This is a genomic window from Corallococcus aberystwythensis, from assembly GCF_003612165.1.
In the GTDB taxonomy this organism is placed as follows: domain Bacteria; phylum Myxococcota; class Myxococcia; order Myxococcales; family Myxococcaceae; genus Corallococcus; species Corallococcus aberystwythensis.
On record NZ_RAWK01000020.1, the window covers coordinates 1 to 13,876 of the forward strand.

The 13,876-nt window shown below is 71.1% G+C and carries 12 protein-coding genes; 5 read left to right on the plus strand and 7 right to left on the minus strand.

From position 1 onward, the window contains the following. From D7W81_RS05120 to D7W81_RS05135, 4 genes are all read right to left on the minus strand, one after another. Positions 1–969: PAS domain-containing protein (locus D7W81_RS05120; RefSeq protein ID WP_120554184.1), on the minus strand; the 969-nt coding region annotated here is incomplete at its 3' end. After that, positions 966–2,894, minus strand: a complete 1,929-nt coding sequence (selB, locus tag D7W81_RS05125; protein ID WP_120554185.1) for a selenocysteine-specific translation elongation factor — start codon at positions 2,892–2,894, stop codon at positions 966–968. The genes D7W81_RS05120 and selB, both read right to left, overlap by 4 nt. 28 nt (positions 2,895–2,922) lie before the next feature. After that, entirely contained in the window at positions 2,923–3,618 is a 696-nt protein-coding gene (locus tag D7W81_RS05130) for a phosphoribosyltransferase (RefSeq protein WP_120554186.1), read from the minus strand. Positions 3,619–3,795: 177 nt separating this feature from the next. Further along, positions 3,796–4,689 (minus strand): Hsp33 family molecular chaperone HslO, encoded by an 894-nt coding sequence (locus tag D7W81_RS05135; RefSeq protein WP_120554187.1) that lies wholly within the window; start codon positions 4,687–4,689, stop codon positions 3,796–3,798. A gap of 273 nt (positions 4,690–4,962) precedes the next feature. On the opposite strand from D7W81_RS05135, the gene D7W81_RS05140 reads away from it, so the two are divergent. Next, the gene (locus D7W81_RS05140) at positions 4,963–5,646 is read left to right on the plus strand and encodes a succinate dehydrogenase/fumarate reductase transmembrane subunit (protein ID WP_120554188.1); all 684 of its coding nucleotides are present in this window, start codon (positions 4,963–4,965) and stop codon (positions 5,644–5,646) included. A 113-nt stretch (positions 5,647–5,759) separates the two neighbouring features. Here the strand turns inward: D7W81_RS05140 and D7W81_RS05145 are convergent, their stop codons facing one another. Further along, the gene (locus D7W81_RS05145) at positions 5,760–6,278 is read right to left on the minus strand and encodes a single-stranded DNA-binding protein (RefSeq protein ID WP_120554189.1); all 519 of its coding nucleotides are present in this window, start codon (positions 6,276–6,278) and stop codon (positions 5,760–5,762) included. Positions 6,279–6,541: 263 nt separating this feature from the next. Further along, positions 6,542–8,779: a D-alanyl-D-alanine carboxypeptidase/D-alanyl-D-alanine endopeptidase gene (gene dacB / locus D7W81_RS05150; protein WP_120554190.1), complete on the minus strand. Its 2,238-nt coding sequence runs from the start codon at positions 8,777–8,779 to the stop codon at positions 6,542–6,544. Positions 8,780–8,913: 134 nt separating this feature from the next. Between dacB and D7W81_RS05155 the strand changes: the two genes are divergently transcribed. From D7W81_RS05155 to dtd, 4 genes are read left to right on the plus strand one after another with little or no spacing between them, the layout of a single operon-like run. Continuing rightward, positions 8,914–10,530: an ABC transporter substrate-binding protein gene (locus D7W81_RS05155; protein WP_120554191.1), complete on the plus strand. Its 1,617-nt coding sequence runs from the start codon at positions 8,914–8,916 to the stop codon at positions 10,528–10,530. Beyond that, positions 10,527–11,441: an ABC transporter permease gene (locus D7W81_RS05160; protein ID WP_208721170.1), complete on the plus strand. Its 915-nt coding sequence runs from the start codon at positions 10,527–10,529 to the stop codon at positions 11,439–11,441. The genes D7W81_RS05155 and D7W81_RS05160 overlap by 4 nt, the downstream gene beginning before the upstream one ends. Next, positions 11,438–12,271, plus strand: coding sequence for an ABC transporter permease (locus D7W81_RS05165; RefSeq protein WP_120554192.1), 834 nt, complete (start codon positions 11,438–11,440; stop codon positions 12,269–12,271). Before D7W81_RS05160 ends, D7W81_RS05165 begins: the two co-directional genes overlap by 4 nt. 49 nt (positions 12,272–12,320) lie before the next feature. Beyond that, positions 12,321–12,782, plus strand: coding sequence for a D-aminoacyl-tRNA deacylase (dtd, locus tag D7W81_RS05170; RefSeq protein ID WP_120554193.1), 462 nt, complete (start codon positions 12,321–12,323; stop codon positions 12,780–12,782). Here the strand turns inward: dtd and D7W81_RS05175 are convergent. Next, positions 12,779–13,846: an alpha/beta hydrolase family protein gene (locus D7W81_RS05175; protein ID WP_244226975.1), complete on the minus strand. Its 1,068-nt coding sequence runs from the start codon at positions 13,844–13,846 to the stop codon at positions 12,779–12,781. The genes dtd and D7W81_RS05175 overlap by 4 nt on opposite strands. Between the last annotated feature and the right edge of the window lie 30 nt (positions 13,847–13,876).

Here is a 13,876-nt window from a genome sequence, read left to right on the forward strand (position 1 = left end):
CCCCTCCTCCAGCCCCACGTGGGCGGCGAGCCGGGGCGTCTGGCCCGGTTCGGAGGTGACGTGCAGCGCCACCGCCCGGGCCTGGAGCAGCTCCGCCACGCGCGCGAGGAACGTCGCTGGCGGCGGGGGCACGGGCTGGGCCACGAAGCGCGCCATCTCCGCCACCGACTCCACCTCCCAGCGGCTGCGCGCGCCATCCGCCTGGAGGTTCGCGTCCGCGAGCGCCGCGCCCACCACCTTCGCGAACAGCGTCAGCACCGAGCCGTGCCGGGGCGCCACCCACGGGCCCGCCACCCACAGCACCTCCGACTGCGGCCCGCCCACCGGCAGGTACGCGTGCGTGGGCTGCGCCTGGTCCGCGCCGCCGAACACCGGCCGCCCGTCCGACAGCGCCTCCAGTGCCAGGTGCGAATCCGCCGGCAGGGACACCCCGTCGCGCACCACCAGCCGCGTGCCGTCCCAGCGCAGGATGCGCGCCCGGAAGCCCGCGGCCTCCAGGCCCGCCAGCGCCACGCGCCGCACGCCCTCTTCCGAGCGCGCGGACACCAGCCCCGCGGAGGTGTCCACCAGCCGCTCCGCCACCACCAGCTCCCGGGGGCGGTCCGACATCACCATGCAGCTGAGCAGCAGCGCGAAGCGCCCGTCCTCCAGCCGCAGGGGGTTGGCCTGGACGTAGATTTCACCTGTCGCGCCCTGGACGCTGAATATCTTGTAGAGCTGGGGTCGGCCGTCCAGCGGCGTGCCCGTGGCCACCCGGTGGAAGCGGTCCCCCATCCGGCTGCGCTCCTCCGGCTGCACGAAGTCCAGGAAGGAGCGGCCCTCCACCTGTTCCACGGGCAGGCCCAGCAGCCGCGCATACCCGGCATTGGCCACCAGGACGCGCCCCTCCGCCTCCAGCACCAGCACGGGCTGGGTGAAGGCATCCACCAGGGCACGCAACTCCCGCTCGCTGTAGACCTTGGGACTCATCCGCGACGCAGCACCCGTTTGTCCCCCACCCTCAGCGTCACCTTCTCCCGGTCGAAGTACTCCGACAGGGGAATGGTGAACTTGCGGCTCTGGCCCACCAGTTCCTTGAAGCCCTGCGTGGAAATCTCCTTCTGGTCCTTCAGGTACGCCACCAGCCGTCCGCGCAGGTCCTCCAGCGCGCCCGCGTCGAAGCACAGCTCCTCGCTCACCCGAACCCCTGTTCCTGAAGCCACCAGCACCTTCAACAGCTCCTGCAGCTTCGCGGGCGTCAGCTGGAGCTTCTGCGAAAGCTCCGTGACCGTGGGCGGCGCGAGCCCCGCCGCGGACAGCTCCGCGGACAGGCGCGTGCGCGCGGCCTCGTCACCCAGCGTGAGCGTACGGCCCCGGCCCCGCAGGCGCACCAGGTCCTTCTCCGCCTCCACCCCGCCGGCGTCCACCAGGGCCTGCACCACGCGCTGGAACAAGCGCGCGTCCAGTTGGGCGGAGAGCCGCTGACGGAGCTCCTCGCGAGACAGGCCCTCGCGCATGGGCTCGCGTTCATGGAATGCGGCGAGCAGCGCGAGCGAGCGCTGACGCAGGCCCTCGAACACGTCCTGCGCCACGTAGAGCCGCCTGTCGCGGTCCACCAGCAGCACCTGCCCCTTCGCTCCCAGCAGCTCCAGCGTGCGGGCGAGCACCTTCGGCGACAGCCCCGAGCGGCCGAACAGCTCCGTCTGCGTGAGCCCCGCGTAGCCCGCCTGCCTGAGGAGCCACGCCACCTGCCCCGCCGCGTCCGCCTCCAGGAGCGGCCGCACCACCGAGGACGCCCCCCGGCGCCTTCTTGGCGGCGTGATGGAGAGCACGCGCCCTCCGGCCACCGTGGCGCCCCGTCCCGGCAGCGCGCGCGAGCCTCGCAGGATGAAGCGCTGACCGACGAGCGCCCCCACCGGCGACTCCAGCCGCAGCTGCGCGAGCCCCGTCTCCCCCGGCGCGAGCGAGTCCAGGTCCAGCAGCGCCACCGTGGCCTCCACCTGCGCGGTGCCCAGGTGCAAGAGCAGCTTGCGGCGCTTGGGCAGCGGCGCTTCCGCGGCGGGCAGCAGCGTCAGCTCCACGTCCAGCATGGACGTCTCCGGCAGCTCGCCCGTGCGCGTGAGCACCATGCCCCGGTGCACGTCCTCCGTCTGCACGTCCGTCACGTTCACCGCCGCGCGCTGCCCCGCCTCCACGCGCGTCACCGGCTGCCCGTGCACCTGCACGCCCCGGACACGGAACGGCCCCGGACGCGCGCCCGCCGCCGGGGGAAGCAGCGACACCGTGTCGTCCACCGACAGCGCGCCGGACAGGAGCGTCCCCGTCACCACCGTGCCGAAGCCCTTGATGGTGAAGGCCCGGTCCACGGGGAGGAACACCGGGCCTTCGGCGGGCCGCCGTGGCAGCGCGGCGCCCGCGTGGGCGAGCGCGGCCTTCAATTCCAGCAGCCCCGCGCCCGTGCGCGACGACACCGGCACCACGGGCGCGGTCTCCAGGAAGGTCCCGGCGGTGAGCGCGGCGAGGTCCGCCTCCACCAGCGCGCGCCAGTCGTCTCCCAGGGTGTCCAGCAGGTCCGCCTTGGTGAGCGCGACGACGCCCGCCTTCACGCCGAGCAGGCGGCAGATGTCCAGGTGCTCGCGCGTCTGGGGCATGACGCCCTCGTCGGCGGCCACCACCAGCACCGCCAGGTCCACGCCGCCCGCGCCCGCGGCCATGGCCTTCACGAAGCGCTCGTGGCCGGGCACGTCCACCACGCCCGCCACCTGTCCGCCGTCCAGGGGCAGGTGGGCGAAGCCCAGCTCCAGGGTGATGCCGCGGCGCTTCTCCTCCGGGAGCCGGTCGGTGTCGGTGCCCGTCAGCGCCTTCACGAGGGACGTCTTGCCGTGGTCGATGTGCCCCGCCGTCCCGATGATCATCGCCGCGTCAGCGCCCTTGACGCGGGCCCTACGCCCCGGCCTTGTCGGGGTCGTCGTCGAAGTGCGCGTCGCCCATCACGGGCTCGTAGTCCCACGGGAAGACGAAGAGCGAGTCCGTGGACAGCCCCACGTGGTCCGGCGTGAAGCCCTCCGGCCGCGCGATGAGGCACGCGGTGCGGATCTCCTTCGCGCCCACCTTCTTCGCGAGCGCCGTGGCCAGCTCCAGTGTGTCCCCGCTGGACGCGATGTCGTCCACGATGAGCACGCGGCGCCCCTTGATTTCCGGGGGCATCTCCTCGCTCACCTGGGGCCGGTTGCGCTCCTGGGTGCGCTCGGCCTTGTCGCGGCTGCGGCGGCTGATGCGCACGGGGAAGAACTCGCAGCCGAGCGCGCCCGCGAGCGCCCCGCCCACGAACACGCCGCCGTGGGCCACGCCCACCACGGCCTGCGGCTCCCAGGCCTGCCGGATGGTGCGCGCCAGCTTCTGCACCTTCCGGTCGAACTCCGCCCACGACAGCTCCACCACGCCGGTGGACTTCTGCCGGGACTGGTCGCGGCCGGTGGGTTGGCGCGGGGCCTCCACCTGGGGCGCCAGCACCATGTCATTGGGAATGGAGACGAGCTTCTCCGCCCCGTCCTTCTGGGCAGCGGAGGGCACGGCGGACTTCGGGGAAGGGTTGCGCTGGTCCTGGGACTTCGGCGGCGCTGCCCGCTTGATGGCCACGGCGAAAGCTCCGGGTGAGGTGCGGCGACCCTGTCATATCCCGAGCCCCGCGACCCCGCCACAACGGCCGCGCCTGCTTCCCTGAACGATGTGAAGCGCTGAAACCTCCCGCCGGCGCGGCAGGGGATGTCTGTCTTCAAAGCAGTGGGCCCGTGGGGCTGGCCCCACGGGGCCGCTTCAGGCGGTGCCCTCCACGAGCATCCGCTGGATCTCCGCGCCGGGGATGACATAGCGCGTCGTGCAGAACTGGCAGGTGGCCTCCGCCTGGCCTTCCTTCGCCAGCAGGTCCGCCAGCTCCTCGCGCCCCATGGCGAGCAGCGCGAGCTTCACGCGGTCGCGGCTGCAGGAACAGGTGAAGCGCAGGGGGTAGCGGGACATGATCTCCAGGTCCGCCTCCGGCACCAGCGAGCGCAGCAGCGTGAGCGCCCCGTCCTGCGCGTGCGCCTGCACCGCCGTCTGGAACTGCGCCCGGAGCCGGGTGCCCAGCGCCTTGAAGGCCTCCCGGTCCCCGTCAGGCAGGGGCTGGACGAGCAGACCCACCACGGTGCCGAGCGCGTCCTCCTGGCCGTCCACGGGGCCGGGCAGCTGCGCCATCAACAGGTGCGAGGGCACCTGATCCGACTGGTGGAAGTAGCGCTCCAGGTCCGCCACCAGGTCGAAGTGCTCCAGCTCCACGGACGAGCGGTAGTACTCGCCGCCGCCCTGGTCGCGCAGCACGGACAGGAAGCCCTTGTTCCCCAGCACCGGACGCCAGTGGTACTTCCCCTCCGTCCCCACGTACTCCACCAGGGTGTTCTTCACGTAGCCGCGCACGACGCCGTTCGCGTCGCCGTCCACGAAGAGGCCGCGCAGGGGGCCATCGCACTCCAGTTGCACGTTGATCCGGGAGTCCGTGCCCTTGCGGAGCGACCCCATGAGGGCCGCGGCGGTGAGGCCCTGGGACAGCAGGGCGGCGGAGGCCGGCATGCTCTGGTGCGTGGCGCGGGCCTGGCGGGACAGGTCCCCGGTGGTGGCGAGGACGAGGCGCAGGTCCGACGCCTTCAACAATCCACTGACAAGCTCATCAGGCATAGGGCTGGTTAGCGTGCCCCAGCCGCTCGCGCCCGCCAACGGAAGAGGGGCTGGGACGGGCCGCCCGCCTGGCGGCCAGCAGCCAGGGCGGGGGGATGGCATCGCCCGGGCTTATGAGTCGGTGTCTTGCGGCTGGCATGGACGGATGCGGAAGAAATCCAGCCCGCGTGACGGAACGGCTATAAACCGCCTGTTGGCCGTATCACCCAGGCCCTGACTTGGGCTCGCGGGGGTCTTCCACCCCACCCATCCGCGCGCCCCGCTGGAGACTCGATGAGCACCCAAGCCACCGCCGAAGCCCTCACCGACCGGAATCCCCTGTTGAAGTCGCGGCTGGGTTCGTTCCTCGCCGTGGTGCCCCTGAGCTTCTGGGTCATCAACCATCTGTGGGACAACCTGTCCGCCTTCTACGGCGCGACGGCCTGGGAGAAGTCGGTGACGGAGTACGCGAACCCGTTCGCCCAGGCGTTCACGTTCATCATCGTCATGCTGCCGCTGCTCATCCACACGGCGTGGGGGCTGGTGCGCATCTTCACCATGAAGCCCAACAACCTCGCCTACAACAACTACGGCAACCTCAAGTACCTGGTGCAGCGCGTGGCCGGCCTGGGCGTGCTCGCGTTCCTGGGCGCCCACATCTGGCTGGCGTTCCTGCAGCCGCGCCTGATGGAAGGCCACGCGGAGCCCTTCATGGATATCGCGCGGGAGATGCACTTCCACGGCCCCACGCTGATGGTCTACCTGCTGGGCACGCTGGGCACCGCGTACCACCTGGCCAACGGCCTGCAGACCTTCGCCATGGGCTGGGGCATCTTCGCGAGCGACCGCTCCATGCGCCGCTTCGAGCCCGTCTCCATCCTCATCTTCCTCATCCTGCTGGCCATGTCCTGGGGCGCCATCTACGCCCTCTACACGGCGGGCGCGGCGTACGGCCCGGCGGGCATGGACGTCGGCTGAAGCAGGCCGTGAGGCCGGGGCGCTTCAACAGGAGCGCCCCCTGAAAACACGACCGGCCGCCCCTGACATCCAGGAGCGGCCGGTTCGCTTTTCAGAGAGTCAGGCTCCAGGCGTCAGAACGGGATGTCTTCGTCCTGCGCGCCGCCGTGGCCGTTGCTCATGCCGCCACCGTCGTCCATGCCCATGGGAGGCGGCTGGCCGTAGTCGTCACGCCCCTGGGAGTAGCCGCCGCTGCCCTGCTGCGGCTGCCGGCGCCCACCGCCATTGCTCGCGCCGCCGCTGTAGCCCTCACCGGCGTCACGGCCGCCGAGGAAGGTGACGGAGGTGGCGACGACCTCGGTGGTGTAGTTCTTCTTGTTCTCCTTATCCATCCACTCGCGCGTCTGCAGACGGCCTTCGACGAAGCACTGCCGTCCCTTCTTGAGGTACTCGCCGCACAGCTCCGCGAGCTTTCCCCAGACGACGATGCGGTGCCACTCGGTGCGCTCCTGCTTCTGGCCGTTCTTGTCGTTCCAGCTCTCGCTCGTCGCGATGCGGAAGTTCGCCACGGCCTGACCGCCCGGGGTGAAGCGCACTTCGGGGTCCGCCCCGAGGTTGCCGATGAGAATGACCTTGTTCACGCCTCCAGCCATGTTTCCTCCCGATACCTGACCCCTCAAGGGCCAGGAACAAACCTCCGGGGCCACACGCCCCGACAGGTCCTTCAGCCCATAGCATCCACCACTGACATTCCCCGGGCCAGAAACCGGCCAGGGACAGTCAGGACGCACGCCTGCCTGCTCCACGGACGAGGAGCATCAACGATTCCGGGGTGTTGGGAGGGTGCCGGGGGTCGGCTCGGGAGGCATCCCGCCCGGACGGCGGGCGTCCGGGCGGAAGGCGATGCGAAAGCGGACTACCCGCCCGGGCGGAGGATGCCGGAGGCAGGGACGACGTTGGGCGTGGCGGACGCGGGCGCGACCACCTGGACAGGCTGGGCGCGCTGGGAGGTGCGGGCCTCGGCCGTCTTCGTGGTGAGCGTGGAGTCCAGCCCCTTGGCGAAGGCGACGAGCTGCGGATCCGCCCCGCCGGAGCCCAGCTTGCGCAGGGACTTCCAGAACGGGTGGGTGGCGTCACCGGCCTTCACCAGGCCCTGGGCCAGCAGCGGCACGGTCGCGTCGCGTTCAGCGGGGCTGGCGGCGCGCAGGGCGGTGACCAGCTCCTCCGGGGCCGTGCGGGCCACTTCGCCCAGGCCGTCCACCAGCTCCTCCTGCGCCAGGGCGTCCTGGGCGACGCCGGCCGCGCGGCACAGCTCCATCACGCGGGCCATGGCCTCCGTGTTTCCACCGGACGCCAGCTCCACCATGCTGCTCACGCCGGGCACGCCCACCGACAGGGCGTGGGCCACCTGGCGCAGGCGGCCGTAGACGTCGTCCGCGGCGGAGTAGCTGTCCAGGAGCGTGCGGGTGCCCAGGTAGTCGTGCGGGTTGGACTGGTAGAGGCTCTCCGCCAGCACGGCGCGCACGGCGGGGTCGCGCTCGCTGCGCCACGCGGTGCGCAGGAAGCCGATGTTGCGTTGATCGCGCTGCTTGCCCAGCTCCAGGTAGGTCTTCACGCGGTTGGCGATGTCCGGCAGGCCGGACTGGGGCTTCTGGCCCTCATTGAGGGAGGCCAGCGCGTTGCCCGGCCCCAGCGTGGAGCCGGTGGCGGCCACGGCGGCGCCCAGCGCGTCCATGCCCGCGACGACGGGGCCGGCGCGGCCCGCGTAGTCGTTGACCATGATGGAGAAGGAGAACTTCTCCCCGCCCGCGGACTGCACGTAGCCGCTGAGCGCGGAGACGCCCTCCAGGGTGCCCGTCTTGGCGCGCAGCCGGCCCACGGCGTCCGTGCCGTCGAAGCGGTACTTGAGCGTGCCGTCCTTGCCGGCGATGCCCAGCGAGGACAGGTACTCCGGGGCCAGCGGGAAGCGCTCGTACATGTGGCGCAGCAGCCGGTCCACCTGCGCGGTGGAGAAGCGGTTGGCGTCGTTGAGACCGCTGCCGTTCTTCATCACGTAGGTGCCGCGCGGGATGCCTACGTCGCGGGCCAGGAACTCCTCCACCACGTCGATGCCCTTGGCGAACGAGCCCGGCGCGCCGCGCAGCTCCGCGCCCATCGTCTTGAGCAGCGTCTCCGCGACGAAGTTGCTGGACAGCTTGTTGAGGCGCTTGAGGACGATGTCGAACGTGTCGGACTGGGACACGTGCACGACCTTCGCGCGCGACGGCGTCAGGCCTTGCTTCACCTTGCCCTTCACCTTCACGCCGCGCGACACGAGCAACTGCTTGAGCGAGCCGCCGAAGTACATGGGCGGACTGTCGATCTTCTTCCAGACGCTCACGGCGCCGCGCTCGTCGGGGACCTGCCCCTTGACGATGATCTTCTGCCGGTCGCCGTAGGCGTCCGACTTCACGGACACGCGCCGCGCGCGGCCGGGGCCGCTGGTGACGGTGCTGTCCACGACGAAGAAGTCGCTGGGCGGCTCCATGTCCACCACGGCCTTGCCGCCGGGCGCGGAGCGCACGTAGACGGCGACCGCGTTCCAGTTGAGGCTCACCGCGCCGGTGGGCGCCATGTACGCGCGGTCGGAGTCCTCCTGGTCATAGCCGGGCGGGGTGCGCTCGGGGTCGAACCAGGAGTCGTCCACGACGATGTCCTGCACCTCCTTGAGGCCCGCGTGGAGCAGCTCGGAGGTGATGCTGTAGAGGCGCTCGGTGGTGATGGTGGGGTCACCCTTGCCGCGCACGTAGAGCGTCTTGACCTTGCCGTCGGCGGGCAGCTCCGGCTCGACGAGGAACTCCGTCTCGTAGCGATACTCCGACCCCAGGGCGACGAGCGCCGCCGAGGACGTGACGAGCTTCACGTTGGAGGCGGGGTTGAGCAGCTCGTCCGCGTTGTGGCTGAACACCACGGAGCCGTCATCCAGGCTCTGCATGTGCACGCCGACGCGGCTGCTCTTGAGCGCGGTGCGCTGCATGACCTGCACGAGCGCGTTCTTCAACGCCTCGCGTTCAGCCTTTTTGTCGGCGGACGGCGACGCGGCCAGGGTGGCGGAAGGCAGCCACAAGGCAATGGCGGTCGCTGCCCAGAAGGGTCTGGTTCGAAAAACCTGCACGCACGCTCCGGGGAAGTCGCGATCCATTATGAAGAAGGGATGAAAGGGGCGGCAAGGGTGGGGGGTGGATGCTCGGCCGCTATCACCCTGCCCGCCTGCCTGCTTCCTGGAAACAAGAAGGAGGCTGTCGCAGCATGGACGTCCTGCCTGACATCCACCCCGTGACAGACGCCATGCCTCCCCTGCCCTCCCGTGCCGCCCGGGTGTTCGTCCTCGCGCTGGCGCTGGTGCTTGACGCCGGCTGCCGCGCGCCCACGCCTGCGGCGGGCGTCACGGTGTTGTTGGAGGCCCCACCGGACAGCCTGGATGACCGCTTCGCCCTCACGGCCCATGGACAGCGGCTGGCGCAGCTCATCAGCCCGGGGCTCCTCACCTTCGATGACGCCAGCCGGCCGGTGCCCCAGCTGGCGGAGTCCTTCCGTGACGTTTCCGCGACGGTGGTGGAGTTCATCCTCCGCCCGGGGCTCACCTTCCATGACGGCAGCGCCCTCACCGCGGAGGACGTGAAGGCCACCTTCGACAGCCTGCGGGATCCGAAGCTGGGCAGCCCCAAGCGCGAGCGCTACGAGCCGGTGGACCGGGTGGAGGTGGTGGATGCCCGCACGGTGCGCTTCCACCTGAAGCGGCCCTATGCGCCGCTGCTCGCGGAGCTGTCCGCGGCCATCCTGCCCTCGGAGCGCGCGGGGCCGGGAGGCATCGAGGCGCAAGGCACGCACCCGGTGGGCGCGGGCCCGTTCCGGTTCGAGTCATGGCCGGACGAGGAGCACCTGACGCTGGTGCCCTTCGAGGGCTGGCACGGAGGAAAGCCCGCCGTGTCGAGGCTGACGTTCCGCGTGGTGCGGGACGAGACGACGCGGGTGCTGGAGCTGCTCAAGGGGCGCGCGGACCTGGTGGTGAACGGCGTGTCCCCGGCGGTGCTGCCCGCGCTGCGGAAGGCGTCCCACCTGCGCGTGGTGACGAAGCCGGGCACGGGCTTCACGTACCTGGGCATCAACCTGCGCGAGGGACCGCTCGCGGACGTGCGCGTGCGCCAGGCGCTGTGCCACCTCATCGACGTGCGCCCGCTGGTGGAGCACAAGCTGCACGGGCTGGCGGAGCCCGCGTCCAGCATGCTGCCCCGCGAGCACTGGGCCTTCACGGCCACGCCGGGGTGCGGCTACGCGCCGGAGGAGGCGGCCCGGCTGTTGGACGCGGCGGGGTATCCGGATCCGGATGGGCCTGGAGGAAAGCCCCGGTTGTCCTTCACGTTCAAGACGAGCACGGACCGCTTCCGGCGCGCGGTGGCGCTGGTGATGAAGGAGCAGCTGGCGAAGGGCGGGATCGCGGTGGAGGTGCGGGCGCTGGAGTTCGGGACGTTCTTCGAGGACGTGCGCCGGGGGCGCTTCGAGCTGTTCACGTTGAAGTGGGCCGCCGTGATGGAGCCGGACCTGCTCCGGGGCGCGTTCCATTCCGCGAACGTTCCCGGCCCGGAGAACCACTGGGGCGGGTTCAACCGGGGCGCGCTGAAGGACCCGGCGCTGGACCGCGTGCTGGACGCGGCGACGCAGGCGTCACGGGAGGAGCGGCGGACGCTCTATGCGGAGGCGCAGCGGGAGCTGGACGCGGACATGCCCGTCATTCCGCTGTGGCACGAGGCGAGCGTCGCGGTGGTGTCCTCCAGGCTCGCGGACTTCGAGCCCAGCGCGCACGGACTGCTGCTGCCGCTGGCGAAGGCGCGGGAAGTGACACCCGAGGATGGGGGCACCCCGTGAGCCGGAGGTTGGTGTCCGCGGTCATCGCGATGGTGGGTGCGTTGCTGCTCGTGTCGCTGTTCCTGCACCTCGTGCCGGGTGACCCGGTGGACGTGATGCTGGGGGAACAGGCGACGCAGGTGGACCGCGCGGCGCTGCGGCGGGCCGTGGGGTTGGACCTGCCGTGGTACGCGCAGCTCTGGACGTTCGCTCGGGACCTGGCCACCGGGGAGCTGCGCACGTCGCTGCCTCCGTTCCAGCGCAAGGTGCTACCGGCCCTGGGCGCGGCGCTGCCGTACACGCTGCTGCTCACGGTGGCGGCCATGGCCGTGTCCCTGGTGCTGGCGCTGCCTCTGGGCGTGATGGCGGCGGCGCGGCGAGGAACTCCCGTGGACGCGGCGGCGATGGGTGTGTCCGTGGCGGGTGTCGCCCTGCCCCGCTTCTGGCTGGGGCCGGTGCTCATCATCCTGTTCGCCTTGAAGCTGGACTGGCTGCCCGTGTCGGGCGCGGAGTCGTGGCGGCACCTGGTGCTGCCCGCGTTCACGCTGGGCATCGCGCTGGCCGCGTTCCTCGCCCGGATGACGCGCGCCACGATGCTGGAGGCGCTACGTGAGGACTACGTCACCGTGGCCCGGGCCAAGGGACTGTCCCCCCGTGTGGTGCTGTGGAAGCACGCCTTCCGCAACGCGCTGCTGCCCCTGGTGACCGTGCTGGGGCTGGAGTTCGGCGCGCTGCTGGGCGGTGCCATCGTGACGGAGAAGGTGTTCGCGTGGCCGGGCATGGGCACGCTGCTGCTCACCGCCATCGAGAAGCGCGACTACAACACGGTGCGCGCCACGGTGCTCCTCTTCACCTTCTGCTACGTCGGGGTCAACACGCTCACGGACTTCGCCTATGCGTGGGTCGACCCTCGCGTGCGGAGGCGCTCATGAGCGCGGTCCACCGCTTCCGGCTGCACTCCTGGGGCGCCCGGTTCGGGCTCGCCGTGGCGTGCGTCTGGGTGTTCACCGCGCTGTTCGCGCCGTGGCTCAGTCCCCACTCGCCGGACGCCATCGACCTCACGCGCGAGCTGTCGCCGCCGACCTCTGGCCACCTGCTGGGCACGGGGGAGAACGGCATCGACGTGCTCACGCATGTGCTGTACGGCGCGCGCGTGTCGCTGGAGGTGTCCTTCTTCGCGGTGGTGCTTTCCGCCGCGCTGGGCATCACGCTGGGCGGCATCGCGGGCTACGCGGGCGGGCTCGTGGACGAAGCGCTGATGCGGCTGGTGGACGTGTTGCTCGCGTTCCCCGGCATCCTGCTGGCGTTGTTCATCACCGCCGTGCTGGGCCCCAGCCTCGCCAACGTCGTGTTCGCGCTCTCCTTCACCGGGTGGACGGGCTACGCGCGGCTGACGCGTGGACAGGTGCTCACCCTTCGCGAGCGAGACTACGTGCAGGCCGCTCGGGCCCTGGGCAGCGGGCCGGGCCGCATCCTCGTGCGGCACCTGTTGCCCAACGCGGCGGGGCCGCTCCTCGTGCAGGCGACGTTCGCGCTGCCGGGTGCCATCGTCGCGGAGGCGTCCCTGAGCTTCCTGGGGCTGGGCGTCCCACCGGGCACGCCGTCGTGGGGCGCGCTGGTGGACCAGGGGACGCAGTACCTGCTGGTGGCGCCGCACGTGGCCCTCTTCCCCGGCATCGCGCTGGCGCTCACCGTGCTGGGGTTCAACCTGCTGGGCGATGCCCTGCGCGACGCGATGGATCCCCGCCACGAGGGACGATGACTTGAAGGCCCGGGGCGGCCCTGGCAGGAAGCAGGGACGGAGGTAACGCATGAAGGCCGTGGTGCAGCGGGTCATGGAAGCGTCGGTGACGGTGGATGGCCAGCGCGTGAGCGAGATGGGGCCGGGCCTGCTCGTGCTCCTGGGCGTGGGCAAGGGCGACACCGACGCGGACCTCACGTGGATGGTGGAGAAGCTGGCCACGCTGCGCATCTTCGAGGACGCCGACGGGAAGATGAACCTGTCGCTGGAGGACACCTCCAAGCACCTCATCGTCGTCAGCCAGTTCACCCTCTACGGCGACGCGCGCAAGGGCCGACGGCCCAGCTTCATCGACGCGATGGAGCCCGTCGCGGCCAAGGCCCTCTACGAGCGCGCCTGCGAAGCGCTGCGCCAGCGCGGCCTCACCGTGGGCACCGGCATCTTCGCCGCGGACATGAAGGTCGCGCTCGTCAACGACGGGCCGGTCACCATCCTCCTGGAGAGCCCTCCGAAGGCCGCGGCTCCGGCCTAACGCACGTCCAGCGTGCGGCGGAAGAACGCCACGCCTTCCGCGTTCGTGCGCGCGTGCGAGGCCGGGCGCGTCCCCGGCACCGGGTCGCGGCACAGCATCGCGATGACCTTGAAGCCCTTCGGGTAGCACTCGGGCAGGAAGGAGAAGTGGCCCGCGTCGTCCAGGACCACCGTCGTCGTGGTCGCGGGCGGCAGCAGCCCGGCCAGGTGCATGCCGTGGCCTTCGTGCGGCATCAACTCGTCGCCCTTCGCGAGCACCAGCGCCACGGGCTTCTGGATGTCGGCGGTGTCCCGCGCCTCGAATGAAGCGGCCATCCCAGGCGCCATCGCGAACGCGGCCTTCACGCGCGGATCCAGGTACGACGCTCGCGACTGCTTCATGTCGATGCGGCTGTAGTCCACGTCGCGCAGGCCCTCGCAGCCAATCTCCTCGCGGGTGCCCGGCGTCTTGCAGCGCTTCTCAATCCACTCCAGGTTCAGGTTCAGCCCCACCAGCGCCAGCGCCGTGTAGCCGCCCATGGAGTGCCCTGACGCGCCGATGCGCTCCGGATCCACGAGTGGGCCCCATTTCGGATCCTTCAGCAGGTGGTTCAGGACGACCGTGAAGTCCCGCGGGCGCTCGTAGGCACGGGCGAAGCCCTCCGGGCTCGTGTCGCCGTAGGTGTTGCCCGGGTGGTTCACCGCCACGACGACGAAGCCATGGGCCGCCAGGTTCGAGCCGAACCACGACAGGTCCATCAACGAGCCGCCGCTCCCATGCGATAGCAGCACCACCGGCCAGCGCTCCCGCGCGTCCGACAGCGGGGCATCCTTCGCACCGTAGAAGGGCTTGAACACGTCCGACGGCGCGCGGTTGTCCATCGGCGTGCCGGGCGCCACCGGGTACCAGACCAGCGGATTCAGCGTGCGGCGGCGGGCCGCGTCCTCGTACGTCAGCGACTGCGTGACACCCACCGCGTAGGCCGCGTCCGCCCCGTAGAGCGACGCGTGGTCCGTGCGCGGTGCCTCCGCCTTCTTCGACGAAGAACAGCCTCCCGTCAGCACCGCGACGGAGACGAGGAGCACGGGACCTATCGGAGAGCGGAGGCGGCGCAT